Raw genomic sequence first — 15543 nt, 5'->3', positions numbered from 1 at the left:
CCCGATCCAACGGGCGTCTCACGCGACCCGTCCTGGGATTTGTTTGATGGCATGCTCCGAAATGGTCAAGCGCCGATTGCGCATTTTTGAACTAACATCACATTTGTAAGAACGAGGGCGCAGGACGCCCTCGCGGTTAGGAGTGGACGGGAAGTGCCGGTCAGTAGCCTCCTTGGGCCGAGGGCTGACCGCCAGCCACGATGTCGACACTGGCGCTGGCACCGATGCGGGTCGCACCTGCCTCGATCATCGCCAGGGCATCCGCCCGGGTGCGGATCCCGCCGGACGCCTTCACGCCCATGTCGAGGCCCACCACCTCGCGCATCAGGCGCACGTCGGCGACGGTGGCGCCGGACTTGCTGAACCCGGTGGAGGTCTTGACGAAATCGGCGCCGGCTTCCTTGGCGGCCCCACAGGCCTGCCGCTTCTGCTCATCGTCGAGGAGGCAGGTCTCGATGATGACCTTGAGGAGCTTGTTTCCGCAGGCCTTGCGAACCGCCGCGATGTCCTCGCGGACTGCGTCGATCCGGCCCTCCTTCAGGGCACCGATGTTGATGACCATGTCGACTTCCGCGGCACCGGCTTCGATGACCGCGGCGGCTTCCGCAGCCTTGATGGCGGGCAGAGTCGCTCCCAGCGGGAAGCCGACGACGGCGCAGGTCAGCACTCCGCTGCCCCTGAGAGCCTGAGCCACCTGCGCCACGTGGACGGCGTTGACGCAGACGGACTTGAAGCCGTGCTCGCGTGCCTCGGCGCAATGGCGTTCAACCTCGGAGGCTATCGCATCCGGCTTGAGGATGGTGTGGTCGATGAATGAGGCGAGCTTCTCGTTCTCGATGGGCTTGGTCATCTGGTTCCTTGCTTTCTGTTCGACGCACGCCCGCCAGCCGGGCTCGGTGCAGATGGGAGGCTTGTCACGAGGCAGGCCGGCCTGCGGCAGCCGGATTCGCATGGTCCTCGAATCACCAACCGTGCCACGCGCTGCTTGCGCAACCACGAGATTCCGTCAATGGCGACCACAACGACTGCCCAACTGCGCCACCACGAGAAGTTACAGGGAATGACCGAGCAGCAAGACTCCCACGACCGCACGGCGCTGCTGGTCACGCATTTCTGGCCGTTCTCCGGAGGCGAGGTGCGCGACATCGGCGTGAGCGGGCGGTTCGTCGAGGAAGGCTGGGCACCGCCGGCAGCGGACGAGGTCATCGCGCGGGTCGATGCGGTCTGCATTTGCTCGTCGGACATCAAGGTGATCCGCATGGGCACAGCCCATCCGCTGTTTGCCGAGCGGGACCTGACTTCGGCCCCTGCCGTGCTTGGGCATGAGATGTCGCTGACCGTCTGCGCGGTCGGCGCTGACTGGCAGCGGTACTATCGCCCTGGCGACCGGCTCGGACTGCAGCCGGCCATCATGGTCGATGGGCGGCGACACACGATCGGCATGGATCTGCCAGGGGCGTTCGGCCAGCATATCCGGCTGGACGCTCGGACCCTGAGCGGCGCCCAGCCCTATGTCTTCCCGGTTCCTGCACAGGTCAGTTCGGCGACCGTCGCCATGCTCGAGCCTTATTCCTGCGTCGAGGCCGCCTATCGGCCGAACTGCCGGACAGCGCTCAAGAGCGGCGGAAGCCTCCTCCTGGTGACCGGTCGGGACGGTGGCCACATTGCGCTGGATCTGCCGATGCCTGCCGGAACGGTTACCATGGTGGCGCCGGATGCCGCTGCCCGAGCCTGGGCGGGCGCAAGGCCTACGACGATCCTGCCGGACCTGGAAGCCTTGCGTCAGACGAGCGGGTATTCCTTCGACGACATCGTCGTGCGCGGCCGCCTGGAGACAGACGAGCTCAGCATGATCACCGGCCTGTTGGCGAAGGACGGCCTGCTGGCGCTGGTCGGGGACCAGCCTGCCGAGGCGGTGACGCTGGATGCCGCCCGGATCCACTACCAAGCCTTGTCGCTGGTTGGCGCGCCCGGCCCATCGCTTGCCCAGGCGTTCGCCCCTGAACGGCACCGCTTCGACCTGAAGCCAAATGGCACGATGCTGATCCTCGGGGCCGGAGGCGCCATGGGACGGATCCATACCCACCGCGCCCTGGAGCTTGCCGAGGGACCAGCGATCGTCATCGCCACCTCCCGGAAGGCGGAGCGCTGCCAGGCACTCCAGGACGATTTCGGGCCTCTCGCAGAGCGATCCGGCAAGCGGCTGGTCGTGATCAAGGATGCCGAAATTGATCCCGTCCTGGACGAGCTGGCCCCCCGCGGCTGCGACGATGTCGTGGTGGTCGCACCGGATGTCGGGCTGATCGAGCGGGGCGCTACCCGGATGGCGGCCGACGGCATGCTGGTCCTGTTCTCCGGCATGCCGTTCGGCCAGCCTTGCCGACTGCCACTCGGCCGGATCGCCTCGCATGGTGCGCGGTTCACCGGCTCGACCGGCTCCACGGTCGCCGACCAGCTGGCCGTGCTGGACCGGGTCCTGGATGGAACGCTTGACCTGACCGGCAACCTGGAGGCGGTCGGCGGCCTCGCCGCCCTGCCCGACGCGCTGGAGGCGGTCAGGGATGGCCGGGTCTCGGGCAAGATCGCGATCTATCCCGGCCGGCTGGACCTGCCGCTGACGACGATCCGCACGCTGCACCCGGAAGGCGCCCCGCAGGGCTGGTCACGCATCGACGAGGAGCGGCTGATCCGCGGCGAGGGCCAGGACGCCTCAGCGCAGCAGTCCCACGAGGAACAGTGACAGGGCGGGAACGGCAGCCACGATGGCGAGGCCGATCAGGCTGGTCAGCAGGAAAGGCAGGGCACCGACCGCGATCCGCTCCAGCGGGAGCCTCGTGATGTTGGCCGCGACGAACAGGTTGATCCCCACCGGCGGCGTGATCAGGCCGATTGCAAGGCTCACCATCAGCAGCACGCCGAACCAGACCGGATCCCACGCAAGTTCGCGCACCACCGGCAGGAAGATCGGCAGCGTGATGAACATGATGGTGATCGCATCCATGAACATACCGGCCACCAGCAGCACGACCATGATCACCGTCAGGATCACCCATGGGTTCGAGCTGAGCGCCAGCAGCGCCTCGGAATAGGTGCCGACCAGGTCATCGACCGTGACCACCCAGCCGAATAGGCTCGCGAAGGCGACCACCAGCATCACCACCGCCGAGGAAGCGCTGGCATCGACGAGGGAAGCATAGAGCGTGGCGAAGGTCAGGGTCCGGTAGATGAACAGACCCACGAACAGGGCGTAGACGGTCGCGACGATCGCCGCCTCGGTGGGCGTGAAGATGCCCGCATAGATTCCGCCGAGGATGACGACCGGGGTAAGCAGGCCCCAGGCAGCATCCAGAAAGGCGCGGCCGAGCCGGCGGCCATAGGGCAGCCCCGCATAGGGTGGCGGCGCCAGGGCCTCAAGTCCGCCTGCGGCATGGGCTGCCCGTCTGGCTGGCATGGCGAACGGCAGGGTCAGGAGCATGAGCAGGCCCATCACTAGGCCCGGGATGATCGCGGCGATGAACAGGTCGGCGATCGAGGTCTCCGCGATCACGCCATAGATGACCAGGCCGATCGACGGCGGGATCACGATCGAGAGGGCGGCCCCGGTACAGACCAGGGCTGCCGCGAACGGACGCGGATAGCCGTCCTCCGCCATCGCCTTGATGAGCAGCGGGCCGATCGCTGCGACCGAGGCCGGCCCGGAGCCGCTGACCGCGCCCCAGAAAAGACAGACCACCGTGCCGACGATGCCCATGCCGCCTGGAAGGGAACCGATCAGGACCCGGAAGAAGCGGATCATCCGCTCCGCGATGCCGACGGTGCCCATCAGGGAGCCGGCCAGGATGAAGAACGGGATCGCCAGCAGCGAGAACTTCGCGACCCCGCTGGAGAGCAGGTCGCCGACCAGTTCCAGGCCAAAGCCGATCTGCCACATGGCGTAGAGCGAGGAGAGGCCGAGCGCGAAGGCGACCGGCACCCGGACCAGCAGGAGCAGGAAGAACAGGAGCACCATCTGGGTGCCGGCATCGAGGTCAGCCATGATGGCCTGCCTCCTGGCCGGACATCTGCCTGGATGTCCGGATCGCATGCTGGACGAGCCGCACCACGATCAGCAGGAAGCCCAGCGGCAGCCCGACCGTATAATACCAGGCCGGCACCTGCAGTCCCGGCGAGACCACGCCGCTCTGGAACTGGTTCTGGACCAACTGGAAACAGTACCAAGCGGACAGCAACATCAGCAGGACCGACAGCCCGGTGGACAGCCAGAGCAGGACCTGGCGGCCGCGGCCCGGGAGCATGTCGAAGACCAGCGTCACGGCCAGATGCTCGCCCCGGCGGGCCGCAATGGCCGCGCCGAAGATGGTCAGCAGCAAGAAGCCATTGATCAGGATTTCCTCGGTCGCCGCGAACGAATAGCTGGTGAGGTAGCGGACGATGATGTTCAGGAAACCCAGAACCGTCATCGCCAGCAGGATCAGGGCGCAGAGAAGCTTCTCGGCGTCGTCGAGAACAGCACGCATCACGGCAGCACCCGGAAAGTCGACCAGGCCAGTCGGGGGGACAGGCGGCCGGACATAGCCGGCCGCCCGGATCGGCGCTAGTTCGCGGACGTGCCGCTGGACGTCGCGATCGTGTCCTGGAAGAGCTTGACCAGGTCGGGCCCGACCTTCTCCGCCCAGGCGTCGAAGGCCGATCGGGTGGCATCCCGGAACGCCTGCATCTCCTCGTCGGACGGGACGTAGACCTCCATCCCCTTCTCCTTGAGGAAGGCGATCCCGTTCTCCGTATCCTCCCGCGTCATCGCCTTCTGGAAGTCCATGGCTTCCTCGGCCGCGGCCCGGATCGTGGCCTTCTTCTCATCGTCCCAGGATTCCCAGAGCTTCTGGCTCACGCCGACGAAGATGGGATCGTAGGAGTAGTGCCAGGTCGTGATGTACTTCTGCACCTCGTAGACCCGCTGGGGGATGATCACCGCGCCGATCGGGTTCTCCTGTCCGTCAACCACGCCCTGCTGGAGGGCAGAGAAGGTCTCGGTCCACTGCATCTGCTGCGGGTTGGCCCCCAACGCGTTCATCACGTCGATGTACATCGGGCCGGCGACCCGCATCTTCAGGCCCTGCAGGTCTCCAGGAGCCATGATCGGGCGGACATTGTTGGTGACCTCGCGAAAGCCGTTCTCGCCCCAGGCCAGCACCACAATCCCATGGTCGGCCATGATTTCGGTCATGCGCTCGCCGGGCGCTCCCCCGGTGGTGGCATCGACGTCCTCGTAGCCGGCATAGAGATAGGGCAGCGAGAACACCGCCATCTCCGGGACCAAAGGCGTGACGTTGATCGCCGAGGTAACCACAAAATCAAGGGCGCCCCGGCCGACCATCTCGGCCTGCTTCATCTGGTCGCCACCGGTGAGCTGGGCATTGGGAAAGATGCGGATGCTGGTCTCGCCGCCGGTCTTCTCCCGGACCAGTTCGTCGAACTTCTCGGCGCCCTTCTGCCAGGTCGTGGTGTCTCCGGTGTTGTGCGACAGACGCAGGGTTTCCGCCGACGCTGCTCCCCCCATCGAGAGGACCGCGAACGCACCAAGCGCCGCGACCGCGGCGAGCGTCCTGATATGCACGATGTTGTCTCCCTGATCTGTCTTTCGGACACTGCGGCCCGATGACCTTCGGCGGTATCCACCATGTGGATGCGCTCTGCGAACTAGCTTGGACAAAATCGCAGCCGCCTTCGCCGCTTGCAAGGTCATTTCGGCAGCCGCACAATGGCCGGTGATAAGGCAATGTCCACATGGTGGACAGATCGGGAGGCTAAGTGGGGGGCACGGCAACAGGCCAGCGGGATGTGGGTGGCGCTCAGAGCGTCGATCGGGCACTGACGCTGCTGGCACTGGTCGGCCGTCATCCGGACCGCGGCGTCGGGCTTGCTACCATCGTGGCCGAGACCGGGCTGAACCGGCCAACCGCGCGCCGGCTGCTCCTGGCCCTGATCCGCGCCCGCCTCGTCGAGCAGGATGAAGCATCCCGCCATTACTTCCTCGGCGAAGAAGCTTTCGTGCTGGGTACCCTTGCCTCGCGTCGCTTCGGCCTGCTCGACCTCGCCATGGAGAGCCTGGCGGCGCTCGCCCGGGAAAGCGGTGACACCAGTTTCCTTTCGGTGCGCCGTGACAACCATGCTGTATGCCTTCATCGGGAGGAAGGCGCCTTTCCGATCCGGATCCATGCCCTGCAGGTCGGCTACCAGCACCCGCTCGGAGTCGGAGGAGGATCCCTCGCCATTCTGGCAGTGCTGCCCGACGAGGACGTGGAACGGGTTTTGGAGGCCAACCAACCGGTCCTGGCCGCCCAATACCCGAGCTACTCCCTGCCGCTCCTGCGTCACCACGTGGCTCTCACCCGGGCGCGGGGCTGGTCGATCAATCCTGGCCTGATCCTGCCGAACTCATGGGCGATCGGGGTGGCGATGCTCTACCCGAACGGTCGTCCGGCCGGAGCCCTGAGCATCGCCGCGATCGACAGCAGGATGGGCGAGGACCGGCAGGAGGAACTGGGCAGGCTGCTCCAGAGGGAAGCCTCCAGGGTGGAAGACAAGCTCCGGCGCATGTTCACCGCCAAGCCTGCTGGGCGGCGACCGGACGTCCGTTCCAAGGACATCCCCACGGCAGAGAACGGGATCGAGACGAGGCTGGAAAGGTTAGCTCCATGAGCAAGGCGCAGATCGTTGGCTGGGCGCACAACCAGTTCGGCAAGTCGGAGGCCCCCTCGACCGAGCGCCTGATGGCCGAGGTCGTCGGCGCCGCCCTGGACCATGCCGGTATCGGAACCGAGGCGGTGGACGGGATCTTCGTCGGGGTCATGAACAACGGCTTCTCCAAGCAGGACTTCCAGGGCGCCCTGGTCGCGATGGCCCAGGAGGGGCTGGATCATGTGCCGGCGGTGCGCATGGAGAACGCCTGTGCCACCGGCTCGGCTGCGCTCTACAGCGCCATGGACTTCATCGAAGCCGGGCGCGGCCGGGTGGCGCTGGTCGTCGGCGCGGAGAAGATGACCGCAACCCCCACGGCCGATGTCGGCGACATCCTGCTCAGCGCCTGCTACCGCGCCGAGGAGGCCGAGGTCGAAGGCGGCTTTGCCGGACTGTTCGGCCGGATCGCCCAGCAGTACTTCCAAAAGCACGGCGACCGGTCCTCCGAGCTCGCGATGATCGCCGCCAAGAACCACGCCAACGGGATGGCGAATCCCTATGCCCATATGCGCAGGGATTTCGGGTTCGACTTCTGCAACACGGTCTCCGAGAAGAACCCGTATGTCGCCCCTCCCCTCCGGCGCACCGACTGCTCGCTGGTGTCGGACGGCGCCGCCGCCCTGATCGTGGCGGATGAAGAGACCGCAAGTGGTCTGCGGCGCGCCATCGGCTTTCGCGCCCGCTGCAACGCCAACGACATCCTGGCGCTCAGCCGGCGCGATGTAACCGAGTTCAGGGGCGCTAGAATCGCTTGGTCCAAGGCGCTCTCGAACGCGGGCCTGAGCCTGGACGACCTCGACCTGGTCGAGACCCATGACTGCTTCACCATTGCCGAAATGATCGAGTACGAGGCGATGGGTCTGGTCGAGCCGGGCCAGGGGCACCGGGCGGTCCGGGAGGGCTGGACGACAAAGGACGGGCGACTCCCGGTCAATCCCTCCGGCGGCCTGAAGTCCAAGGGGCATCCGATCGGCGCCACCGGCGTCTCGATGCATGTGATGGCGGCGATGCAGCTCATGAACGAGGGTGGCGCCATGCAGATCCCGAACGCCACCCTGGCCGGCGTCTTCAACATGGGCGGCGCCGCGGTCGCCAACTACGTGTCGATCATGGAGCGCGTGAAGTGACGGCGGTCAGCCCCAGGGGCGGCATCACGCCCGTCTCGACCACCGTCGCCAACCTTGCCCATTTCCTGACCCGTTCGCGCCGCCGCCTTGGGGACGAGGTGGCGCTAGTCTGGGGCGAGGCCCGCTGGACCTGGAATGAACTGGGGGCGCGGGTCGACGCGATCGCGGCCGCGCTCCGCGACGACTATGGCGTCGAGAAGGGTGACCGGATCCTGGTGCAGTCGCAGAACTGCAACCAGATGTTCGAGGCGATGTTCGCCTGCTTTCGCTTGGGCGCGGTGTGGGTTCCGGCCAATTTTCGCCAGACCCCGGAAGAGATCGCCTTTCTCGCTCAGGCGAGTGGCGCCAAGGGACTGATCTGCAATGCGTCGTTTCCGCAGCACGCCGCGACATGCCAGCAATCCTGCCCGCAGCTCCGCTTCACGATCTCGATCGGAGCAGCCGATTTCGCCAGCGACCATGACACGCTGGTAGCGCGCCATCTGGGCGCGGTCGTTCCGGACACGGTGGTCGACCGGGATGATCCGTGCTGGTTCTTTTTCACCTCCGGCACGACCGGACGGCCCAAGGCGGCTGTCCTTACCCATGGCCAGATGGCCTTTGTCATCGCCAATCATCTATGCGACCTGATGCCTGGAACGGGCAAGGACGATGCCTCCTTGGTGGTTGCCCCGCTGTCGCATGGCGCAGGCATCCACCAGCTGGTGCAGGTGGCGGCAGGGGCCAAGACGGTTCTGCTGCCGGGCGAGCGCTTCGACGTCGACATGGCCTGGTCGCTCGTCGAGAAGTGGCGGATCTCCAACATGTTCACGGTACCGACCATCCTGAAGATGCTCGTCGAGCATCCAGCGGTCGACCGTCATGACCACTCCTCCCTGCGCTACGTGATCTATGCCGGCGCCCCGATGTACCGCGCGGACCAGAAGAAGGCGCTGGCCAAGCTCGGGCCTGTTCTCGTGCAGTATTTCGGGCTGGGCGAAGTGACCGGCAACATCACCGTCCTGCCTCCGAGCGAGCACCACGAAGAGGACATTCCGGCCGCCCGTGTCGGCACCTGCGGATTCGAGCGAACCGGCATGCGCGTGTCGATCCAGGGCGATGACGGCACCGAACTGCCGCCAGGGAGCACTGGCGAGATCTGCGTCGCTGGTCCGGCCGTGTTCGCCGGCTACTACGACAATCCGGAAGCCAATGCGAAAGCGTTCCGCAACGGCTGGTTTCGAACCGGCGATCTAGGCCATCTCGATGAGAGCGGCTTTCTCTATATCACCGGCCGCGCCTCTGACATGTTCATCTCCGGAGGATCCAACGTTTATCCCCGCGAGATCGAGGAGAAGATCCTGATCCATCCCGAGATCAGCGAGGTCGCGGTACTAGGCGTCCCAGACCCCGTCTGGGGCGAGGTCGGAATCGCCGTCTGTGTCCGCACGGCTGAGGGCACCGTGTCGGATGCCGATCTGGCGGCGTTTCTTGAAGGCAAGTTTGCTCGCTACAAGATGCCCAAGCGCTTCATCTTCTTGGACGAGATGCCGAAGTCCGCCTACGGCAAGATCACCAAGAAGCTGATTCGGGAGACGCTGCAGGAGCGCAGGCTGCTCGATCCGGACAAGGCGGCGTGACGAATCCGCCGGAGTCTGGAACTGCCCGAAGGACGTCTCCCATCATGGAGCCGAGCAGCCTGGACGGTGGGGGATCACCAAGCCCGCCGCAGCGCTGGATCCGCCATCCCGGGCCTCCGGCCGCCCAGCGATCCGCCAGCATGGCCGCCCCAGCGATACCATTGAGCTTCCGGATCGAGCCCGGGCGGAGCGTCAATGCCGCCATTGCCCATGGTTTCGCTGATGCGGGCTGCGCCGGCGGCTTCATCCGGATCCGCGGCGGCCGCTTTCAGCCCTTCCACTACGTGATCCCGGCAGGGTCTCCGGGCACGGATCATGCAGCATGGTATAGCGCCACCTATAGCCCAGAAGGCCCGGTCCAGATCGAAGAAGCTGGCGCCATCGTCGGGCGACGGGATGGCGCGCCGTTCATCCACTGCCACGGCCTCTGGTCCGGAAGCGATGGCATTCGCCGCATGGGCCATCTCTTGCCGCTCGACACGGAGGTCGCCGAATCGGTCCAGGTCACGGGGATCGGCCTGATCGAGGGGGCGTTCACGGCGGTTCATGATCCCGAGACCAACTTCACCCTGTTCACGCCCGATCGTCTCGAGAAGCCCACCGTACTCGGCCACCGCGAAGGCCTTGGCCTTGCAGTGACGATCCGGCCCAACGAAGACGTCTGCCTGGCCCTTGAGGCGATCTGCGCCGGCCATGGCGTCGATCGAGCTCGCATCCATGGGATCGGCAGCCTGAACGGCGCCCGCTTCGAGGATGGCGGCGTTGTGGATTCCTACGCCACCGAACTGCTTGTCCGGGAGGGGCTGGTCGTGAAGACACCCCAAGGACATCGTGCCCGGATCGACATCGCAATTGTCGACATGGATGGCGCGATCTCGGAAGGGGTGCTGGTGCGCGGACAGAACCCGGTCTGCGTCACCGCCGAATTCGTGATCGAACCGTCCGACTGAGAACGCGGCCGGTGCCGGATGTGTGGCCCACGCAAAGGGAGCGGGAGATGGCGACGAGACCAGCGGTGATCGTGACAGGCGGCGGCTCAGGCATCGGCCAGGCGAGCGTCCGGCGCCTTCTCGACCAGGGCTGGCAGGTGGTCGCCGCCGACCGCGACCCTGAGGCGCTCGAGCGGACGGCGGCGAGTTGCGCCGATGATGGTGACAGGCTCTCGACGGCCCTGCTCGACGTCACCAACGAAGCCATGATCGACGAGCTGGTCGAACGCACCCTGCGGGAGCGCGGGCCGGTGGCAGGGCTGGTGAACTCGGCGGGTGTCGGCGCGGATGCGACGTTCCTCGATACAACCGCCCAGATGCTCCGCAGCGTCTACGAGATCAACCTGATCGGCTCGTTCCTGGTCGCCAAGGCCGTGGCCAAGGCGATGGCCCAGAGTGGCGGCGGGTCGATCGTCAACATTGGGAGCGTCTCGGGGATAGCAGGCAATGTCGGGCGCGCCGCGTATGGCGCCTCGAAGGCCGCGATCACCACGCTCACCAAGGTGATGGCGGTAGAACTCGCCCCGCTCGGCATCCGGGTCAACATCGTGGCACCGGGCCCGATCGAGACGCCGCTGGTCGCAGCTTTCCATAGCAAGCGCATGCGCCAGAGCTGGTACCGCACCGTGCCCATGCGCCGCTATGGCATGCCGGAAGAAGTCGCGGGCGCCATCGCCTACCTGATCGACCCCGACGGCTCCAGCTATGTCACCGGCCAGGTCATCGGAGTCGATGGAGGCTTCCTGGCAGGTGGCATCATCGACTGAGCAGGGCGAAGCGCTCAGGCCGCCGGAACGTCGTCTCCCACTCCCGGCTGCCAGCCAACCCGGCTGTACAGGAACCGCTGAAAGGACCGGAGGTCGGCGCAGCGCAGGTGACGCGCCGCCGCGACATCCCCCGCCTCGATCGCCAGCACGAGTTCGTCCTGGATATGCAGGGTGAACTGCAGGAAGGCCTCGTCATAGGGCGTCGGCACCGTCAGCGCATGCGCGAGGAACGGGGCGTACCGCAAGAGCAGGCCATGGACCATGCCGATCAGAATGGGCGAGCCTGAGCCGCGCAGGAGGCGGAAGTTCCACTCCATCAGCCCCTGCATGGTCGGCACCAGATCGACGCCGAACCGTAAGGTGCGCATGGTGCGGGTGGGTGCGAACAGTTCTCGGGTTTCCGCCAGGGTATGACGGGCCGCGAAGCGGGCCGCCGCTTCTCCCTCCAGGAGCAGCCGCATGGCCCAGATCTCGTCGATCACCCCCCGGTCGACCGGGGGCACCCGGATCGACCGGTTGGGCGTCATTTCCAGGGCAGAGGCAGCCACCAGCCGTCCGACCGCCTCGCGGACCGGCTGCATGCTCGTCTCAAGGGAGGTCGCGAGCTTGCGCAGGCTGACCTTGGCGCCCGGCAAGAGCTGGCCTGTGAGGATCCGCTCTTCCAGGCCGAGATAGACCTGTTGACCTAACGTACTCTCGTCGGGCTCGGGCGCATCTGGACGATGCCGCAGCAGCCAGGCCGGGCCGATGCCATCGGATGTCATGCGTGACTTCAATATGGTGGAACGACATAGGCGGCGGCTTGATGAGCGCACTCATCCCCGGCCGCTATCGCGCGGGTTCCGCCGGCAGACAACCGTCTGGCGACATGATGTCGGAAGGAGCGACGGTGGAAGCCAGACAAGCCCCCACCGTCGTCGTCGATCAGGACAAGGCGCTCAGCCGTGCAAGTTCCGGGGTCGCCGCATTCAGGGCGCTAGCGAACCGGTCGATTGCCATGTCGCACTCCGCCTTGGTGATGCAGAGCGGCGGCGAGAACGACACCACCTCGATGAACGGCAGGGCGCGGACCATCAGCTTGTGTTCCACCGCCTTGGCCGCGGCCACACGGTGGGCACCGGTGCCGGGGGCGAACGGGCGCCGCTTGGCACGATCCGCAGTGAACTCCACGCCGATCATCAACCCCTCGCCGCGAACATCTCCGACAAACGGATGCTCGGCCAGGCGCTGCTGGAGGCCGTCACGGAGATAGGTTCCCACCATGCGGGCATTCTGAACCATCCCCTCGTTCTCCATGATGGCGAGGTTGGCCAGTCCCACGGCGGCACCGACCGGATGCCCGGAATAGGTGAAGCCGTGCATCACCGGCCCGAACTCAGCCGAGGCGCCTTCCAGGACGTTCCAGATCCTGTCGGACACCACCGAGGCGGAGACCGGGAAGTAGGCGCTGGTGATACCCTTGGCGAGGGTCACGATGTCGGGCTTGAGATCGTAGAGACCGGTGCCGAACCAATGGCCCGTGCGGCCAAAGCCGGTGATCACCTCGTCGGCGATCAGCAGGATGTCGTGCTTCTGCAGCACAGGCTGGAGCTTGGCGAAGTAGCCCTTGGGGGGCATCAGGACGCCGCCGGTTCCCATGATGGGCTCGGCAATGAACGCGCCGATCTTGTCCGCCCCTTCGCGCTCGATGATCCCTTCGATCTCGGCGATCATCCGGTCGCAGAATGCCTCCTCGCTCTCGCCGTCATGGGCGAAGCGGAAGTAATGCGGGCAACTGGTGTGGATGACGTCGTCCGAGTGCAGGCTCCACGCCTTGTGGTAGACGGGAATGCCGGTGAGCGCCGCCGCCGCCGCCGTCAGGCCGTGATAGCCTCCCTGGCGGGAAATGATCTTCTTCTTCTCAGGGGTGCCGCGCAGGTTGGCGTAGTAGCGGACGAGCTTGTAGTTGGTGTCATTGGCATCGGATCCGGAGGTGCCGAAGAACACGCGCTTCAGGTGCCGGGCATTCGCCTGTTCATGGAACAGGGTGAGCACCTTGTCGGCAAGCCGGATCGTTGCCTCGTTGGAGGACGAGCCGAACAGATGCCAGTAGTTCAGGTCCAGGATGGCCTGCTTGGCGGCCTCGGCGATCTCGGGCCGGCCATAGCCGACATTCACGCACCAGAGCCCGCCGGAGCAATCCACCAACTCGTTGCCACTGTGATCACGGAGGCGGGCGCCCTTGGCGCTGCCCATGATATGAGGGCCCTTGTCCATGTGCGTGGCGATCGACGTCAGGGGATGGAACAGGCTGTTCCGGTCCATGTCTTCCAAGGAGTAATTGGCACGCTCGCCCAGCGCTTGATCATCCAGCATCGGTCGCCTCCATGAATGGGAAAGAAGCGTCGCCGAAAGAGGGCGGCGCAGTGTGATCACAGTTGTGCTCCTGGACGAGCAGGACCGTCAATGACGCTGCGACGGCAGGTCAGCTGCGGTCGAGCTTGACGAACAGGAACCAGAAGAACAGGCCCATCACCGGCAGCGTGACCACCAGGATGATGGTCGCCAGCGAGAAGATGATCGGGACCTGCGACTGCTGCGAGGCGGCCATCGCCCAGTTGTAGATCGGCATGGTCGTCTCGACGCCGCGCAGGAACAGCGAACGCAGCAGTTCATTGAACGAGAGGAGGAAGCCGAACACGCCGGCACCGAACACGCCCGGCCGCAGGAGCGGCATCTCAATGTCCCAAAAGCGCCGCCAGGGTGGCGCGCCCAGATCCTCCGCCGCCTCCAGGAGCCGCAGATCGAAGCGGCTCGCGATCACCAGGACCAGCAGGAGGGCGAACGGCAGCGCCCAGATCAGCTGCGCCAGGAATATCGACCACAGCCCCATGGTCAGGCCGAGCATGGTGCGCAGGAAGATGAACAGCGCCGCCCCCATGGTCAGTCCCGGCACGAACAGCGGGAGCAGGGTGAGCAGCAGGACGCCACCCGGCCGTCGCATCCGCGTGATCGCCCGGCCGACCATGGTGGCGATCACCATGCAGACGAGCGCCACCAGCAGGCTCATCACCAAGCTGGTCTGCAGGGGCGGAATCCACCGCTCGTCCTCCACCAGGGCGCCGTAATTGCCGAGAGTCAGCGGATAGGGCATCCCGGAAAGGGGGCTCTCGGCAAACGACATGATCGCCAGCCAGAGCATCGGCACGTAGATCATCGCGATCGCGAAGAAGCCAAGCGCCCTTGCGACCCCCGGCCAACCCGGCCAGCGGCTGATCCGGCGCCAGAACCGGCTGCGCTCGCCCAGCGCCCGCTCGTCGATCAGCGCCATCGTCGGCATGGACGGAGAGCCGATCATCGCTGGATCGCCTGGAACATGGTGGACATGTCGAACCGCTTTCGGGTGATCATGATCAGGGCGGCGAGGCAGAGGCCGAGCAGCGCCACGACGACGGTCGAGAGGGCCGCTGCCGTGGGATACTTCAGTTCCTGCAGGGCCGAATTGACCGAGTTGCCCAGCAGGTTGACGAACCCGCCACCCAGCATCTGCGGCTCGGTGAAGGCGGCCATCAGCGGCACGAGGGTGAAGACCACCCCGGCTACCACGCCCGGCAGCGACATGGGCAGGATCACGTAGAGCAGGGTCTGGCCCGGACTGCCGCCAAGGTCGCTGCTAGCCTGGATGTAGTCGTCGTCGATCAGCGACATGATCATGAAGATCGGAAAGACCATGGTCGGGAAGTAGGTCCCGAGCATGCCGAAATGAACGGCGAACTCCGAGTAGAGCAGCCAGCTGATCGGCTCGTCGATCAGGCCCGACGACATCAGGACGGTGTTCACGAAGCCGTTGGTGCCCAGGATCGACCGCCAGACAATGATCCGCGACGAGGTATCCAGGAAGAACGGGATCGTGAGCAGGGTGATGATCAGCGCCTTGACGGTCTTGGACTTGCAGCCCTTGGCCAGCCAGAGCGCGAAGGGGAACGCCAGCAGCAGTTCGATCACCGTCATGGTGATCCCGATCCGCAAGGTCCGCACGGCGGTGATCCAGCGACCGGACTCGATCAGCGTCTCCCAGGTGGCAAGGGAGGGCTCGTAGACGATCCGGTACGACTTCACCTGGAAGAAGCTGAACATCACGATGACGAGCAGCGGAACGATGACCAGGAACGACCAGGCAATCAGGAAGGCCGGCACCGCCAGACCGGTAGGCGTCAGGCGGTCCAGCACCCGCTTGCCCCATGCACGTCGCGTCGGCGTCAGCGCTGCCGCCATCGGCAATGGCCTCCTCTGCTGCAAGATGAAGGGGCCGCCCGCAGGTCGG

The 15543-nt window shown here is 65.8% G+C and carries 15 protein-coding genes; 6 read left to right on the top strand and 9 right to left on the bottom strand.

Going from position 1 to position 15543, the window contains the following annotated elements:
• Positions 1 to 160: 160 nt before the first annotated feature.
• Positions 161 to 850 carry a deoxyribose-phosphate aldolase gene (deoC, locus tag GEMRO_RS0111810; protein WP_027134152.1) on the bottom strand — a complete coding sequence of 230 codons (690 nt, stop codon included), beginning with the start codon at positions 848 to 850 and terminating at the stop codon, positions 161 to 163.
• Positions 851 to 1060: 210 nt separating this feature from the next.
• Here deoC and GEMRO_RS0111805 point away from each other — a divergent pair, with 210 nt between their 5' ends.
• Positions 1061 to 2740 carry an alcohol dehydrogenase catalytic domain-containing protein gene (locus GEMRO_RS0111805; protein ID WP_027134151.1) on the top strand — a complete coding sequence of 560 codons (1680 nt, stop codon included), beginning with the start codon at positions 1061 to 1063 and terminating at the stop codon, positions 2738 to 2740.
• Here GEMRO_RS0111805 and GEMRO_RS0111800 read toward each other — a convergent pair.
• The 3 genes from GEMRO_RS0111800 to GEMRO_RS0111790 form a co-directional block, all read right to left on the bottom strand.
• Positions 2711 to 4036, bottom strand: coding sequence for a TRAP transporter large permease (locus GEMRO_RS0111800; protein WP_027134150.1), 1326 nt, complete (start codon positions 4034 to 4036; stop codon positions 2711 to 2713). The two genes, GEMRO_RS0111805 and GEMRO_RS0111800, sit on opposite strands and share 30 nt — an antisense overlap.
• The gene (locus GEMRO_RS29205; RefSeq protein WP_035485191.1) at positions 4029 to 4517 is read right to left on the bottom strand and encodes a TRAP transporter small permease; all 489 of its coding nucleotides are present in this window, start codon (positions 4515 to 4517) and stop codon (positions 4029 to 4031) included. Before GEMRO_RS29205 ends, GEMRO_RS0111800 begins: the two co-directional genes overlap by 8 nt.
• A 77-nt stretch (positions 4518 to 4594) precedes the next feature.
• Positions 4595 to 5557 carry a DctP family TRAP transporter solute-binding subunit gene (locus GEMRO_RS0111790; protein WP_051329601.1) on the bottom strand — a complete coding sequence of 321 codons (963 nt, stop codon included), beginning with the start codon at positions 5555 to 5557 and terminating at the stop codon, positions 4595 to 4597.
• A 281-nt stretch (positions 5558 to 5838) separates the two neighbouring features.
• Here GEMRO_RS0111790 and GEMRO_RS29200 point away from each other — a divergent pair, with 281 nt between their 5' ends.
• The 3 genes from GEMRO_RS29200 to GEMRO_RS0111775 are packed head-to-tail and all read left to right on the top strand — an operon-like array spanning position 5839 to position 9484.
• The gene (locus GEMRO_RS29200; protein ID WP_205624956.1) at positions 5839 to 6699 is read left to right on the top strand and encodes an IclR family transcriptional regulator; all 861 of its coding nucleotides are present in this window, start codon (positions 5839 to 5841) and stop codon (positions 6697 to 6699) included.
• Positions 6696 to 7865: an acetyl-CoA acetyltransferase gene (locus GEMRO_RS0111780; RefSeq protein ID WP_027134148.1), complete on the top strand. Its 1170-nt coding sequence runs from the start codon at positions 6696 to 6698 to the stop codon at positions 7863 to 7865. The genes GEMRO_RS29200 and GEMRO_RS0111780 overlap by 4 nt, the downstream gene beginning before the upstream one ends.
• Positions 7862 to 9484, top strand: coding sequence for an acyl-CoA synthetase (locus GEMRO_RS0111775; RefSeq protein ID WP_027134147.1), 1623 nt, complete (start codon positions 7862 to 7864; stop codon positions 9482 to 9484). Before GEMRO_RS0111780 ends, GEMRO_RS0111775 begins: the two co-directional genes overlap by 4 nt.
• Positions 9485 to 9558: 74 nt before the next feature.
• Here the strand turns inward: GEMRO_RS0111775 and GEMRO_RS34660 are convergent, their stop codons facing one another.
• A complete protein-coding gene (locus tag GEMRO_RS34660) occupies positions 9559 to 9948 on the bottom strand; it encodes a hypothetical protein (protein WP_169728370.1) in 390 nt (129 codons plus the stop codon).
• Here GEMRO_RS34660 and GEMRO_RS34655 point away from each other — a divergent pair.
• Together GEMRO_RS34655 and GEMRO_RS0111765 are read left to right on the top strand one after the other, a co-directional pair.
• Positions 9940 to 10434, top strand: a complete 495-nt coding sequence (locus tag GEMRO_RS34655; RefSeq protein WP_169728369.1) for a PCC domain-containing protein — start codon at positions 9940 to 9942, stop codon at positions 10432 to 10434. The two genes, GEMRO_RS34660 and GEMRO_RS34655, sit on opposite strands and share 9 nt — an antisense overlap.
• Positions 10435 to 10481: 47 nt before the next feature.
• On the top strand, positions 10482 to 11240 hold the full coding sequence (locus tag GEMRO_RS0111765; protein WP_027134145.1) for an SDR family NAD(P)-dependent oxidoreductase: 759 nt from the start codon (positions 10482 to 10484) through the stop codon (positions 11238 to 11240).
• A 14-nt stretch (positions 11241 to 11254) separates the two neighbouring features.
• Here the strand turns inward: GEMRO_RS0111765 and GEMRO_RS32620 are convergent, their stop codons facing one another.
• The 4 genes from GEMRO_RS32620 to GEMRO_RS0111745 form a co-directional block, all read right to left on the bottom strand.
• The gene (locus GEMRO_RS32620; protein ID WP_051328976.1) at positions 11255 to 12004 is read right to left on the bottom strand and encodes a GntR family transcriptional regulator; all 750 of its coding nucleotides are present in this window, start codon (positions 12002 to 12004) and stop codon (positions 11255 to 11257) included.
• A 160-nt stretch (positions 12005 to 12164) separates the two neighbouring features.
• Positions 12165 to 13595, bottom strand: coding sequence for an aminotransferase (locus GEMRO_RS0111755; RefSeq protein WP_205624955.1), 1431 nt, complete (start codon positions 13593 to 13595; stop codon positions 12165 to 12167).
• Positions 13596 to 13704: 109 nt separating this feature from the next.
• The gene (locus GEMRO_RS0111750; RefSeq protein ID WP_027134143.1) at positions 13705 to 14577 is read right to left on the bottom strand and encodes an ABC transporter permease; all 873 of its coding nucleotides are present in this window, start codon (positions 14575 to 14577) and stop codon (positions 13705 to 13707) included.
• Positions 14574 to 15494 carry an ABC transporter permease gene (locus GEMRO_RS0111745; protein WP_027134142.1) on the bottom strand — a complete coding sequence of 307 codons (921 nt, stop codon included), beginning with the start codon at positions 15492 to 15494 and terminating at the stop codon, positions 14574 to 14576. The genes GEMRO_RS0111750 and GEMRO_RS0111745 overlap by 4 nt, the downstream gene beginning before the upstream one ends.
• Between the last annotated feature and the right edge of the window lie 49 nt (positions 15495 to 15543).

Origin of the sequence: Geminicoccus roseus DSM 18922 (genome assembly GCF_000427665.1) — a bacterium.
In the GTDB taxonomy this organism is placed as follows: domain Bacteria; phylum Pseudomonadota; class Alphaproteobacteria; order Geminicoccales; family Geminicoccaceae; genus Geminicoccus; species Geminicoccus roseus.
The sequence above is the reverse complement of the archived record's forward strand: the minus strand, read 5'-3'. Positions and strand labels throughout refer to the sequence as shown.

What these genes read in the sequence shown, in the direction of transcription:
- GEMRO_RS29205 (WP_035485191.1), bottom strand. Translation starts at nt 4,517, where the DNA reads ATGCGTGCTGTTCTCGACGACGCCGAGAAGCTTCTCTGCGCCCTGATC.
- GEMRO_RS32620 (WP_051328976.1), bottom strand. Translation starts at nt 12,004, where the DNA reads ATGACATCCGATGGCATCGGCCCGGCCTGGCTGCTGCGGCATCGTCCA.
- GEMRO_RS0111755 (WP_205624955.1), bottom strand. Translation starts at nt 13,595, where the DNA reads ATGCTGGATGATCAAGCGCTGGGCGAGCGTGCCAATTACTCCTTGGAA.
- GEMRO_RS34660 (WP_169728370.1), bottom strand. Translation starts at nt 9,948, where the DNA reads ATGGCCCATGCGGCGAATGCCATCGCTTCCGGACCAGAGGCCGTGGCA.
- GEMRO_RS0111745 (WP_027134142.1), bottom strand. Translation starts at nt 15,494, where the DNA reads ATGGCGGCAGCGCTGACGCCGACGCGACGTGCATGGGGCAAGCGGGTG.
- GEMRO_RS0111800 (WP_027134150.1), bottom strand. Translation starts at nt 4,036, where the DNA reads ATGGCTGACCTCGATGCCGGCACCCAGATGGTGCTCCTGTTCTTCCTG.
- GEMRO_RS0111790 (WP_051329601.1), bottom strand. Translation starts at nt 5,557, where the DNA reads ATGGGGGGAGCAGCGTCGGCGGAAACCCTGCGTCTGTCGCACAACACC.
- GEMRO_RS0111765 (WP_027134145.1), top strand. Translation starts at nt 10,482, where the DNA reads ATGGCGACGAGACCAGCGGTGATCGTGACAGGCGGCGGCTCAGGCATC.
- GEMRO_RS0111780 (WP_027134148.1), top strand. Translation starts at nt 6,696, where the DNA reads ATGAGCAAGGCGCAGATCGTTGGCTGGGCGCACAACCAGTTCGGCAAG.
- GEMRO_RS34655 (WP_169728369.1), top strand. Translation starts at nt 9,940, where the DNA reads ATGGGCCATCTCTTGCCGCTCGACACGGAGGTCGCCGAATCGGTCCAG.
- GEMRO_RS0111805 (WP_027134151.1), top strand. Translation starts at nt 1,061, where the DNA reads ATGACCGAGCAGCAAGACTCCCACGACCGCACGGCGCTGCTGGTCACG.
- deoC (WP_027134152.1), bottom strand. Translation starts at nt 850, where the DNA reads ATGACCAAGCCCATCGAGAACGAGAAGCTCGCCTCATTCATCGACCAC.
- GEMRO_RS0111750 (WP_027134143.1), bottom strand. Translation starts at nt 14,577, where the DNA reads ATGATCGGCTCTCCGTCCATGCCGACGATGGCGCTGATCGACGAGCGG.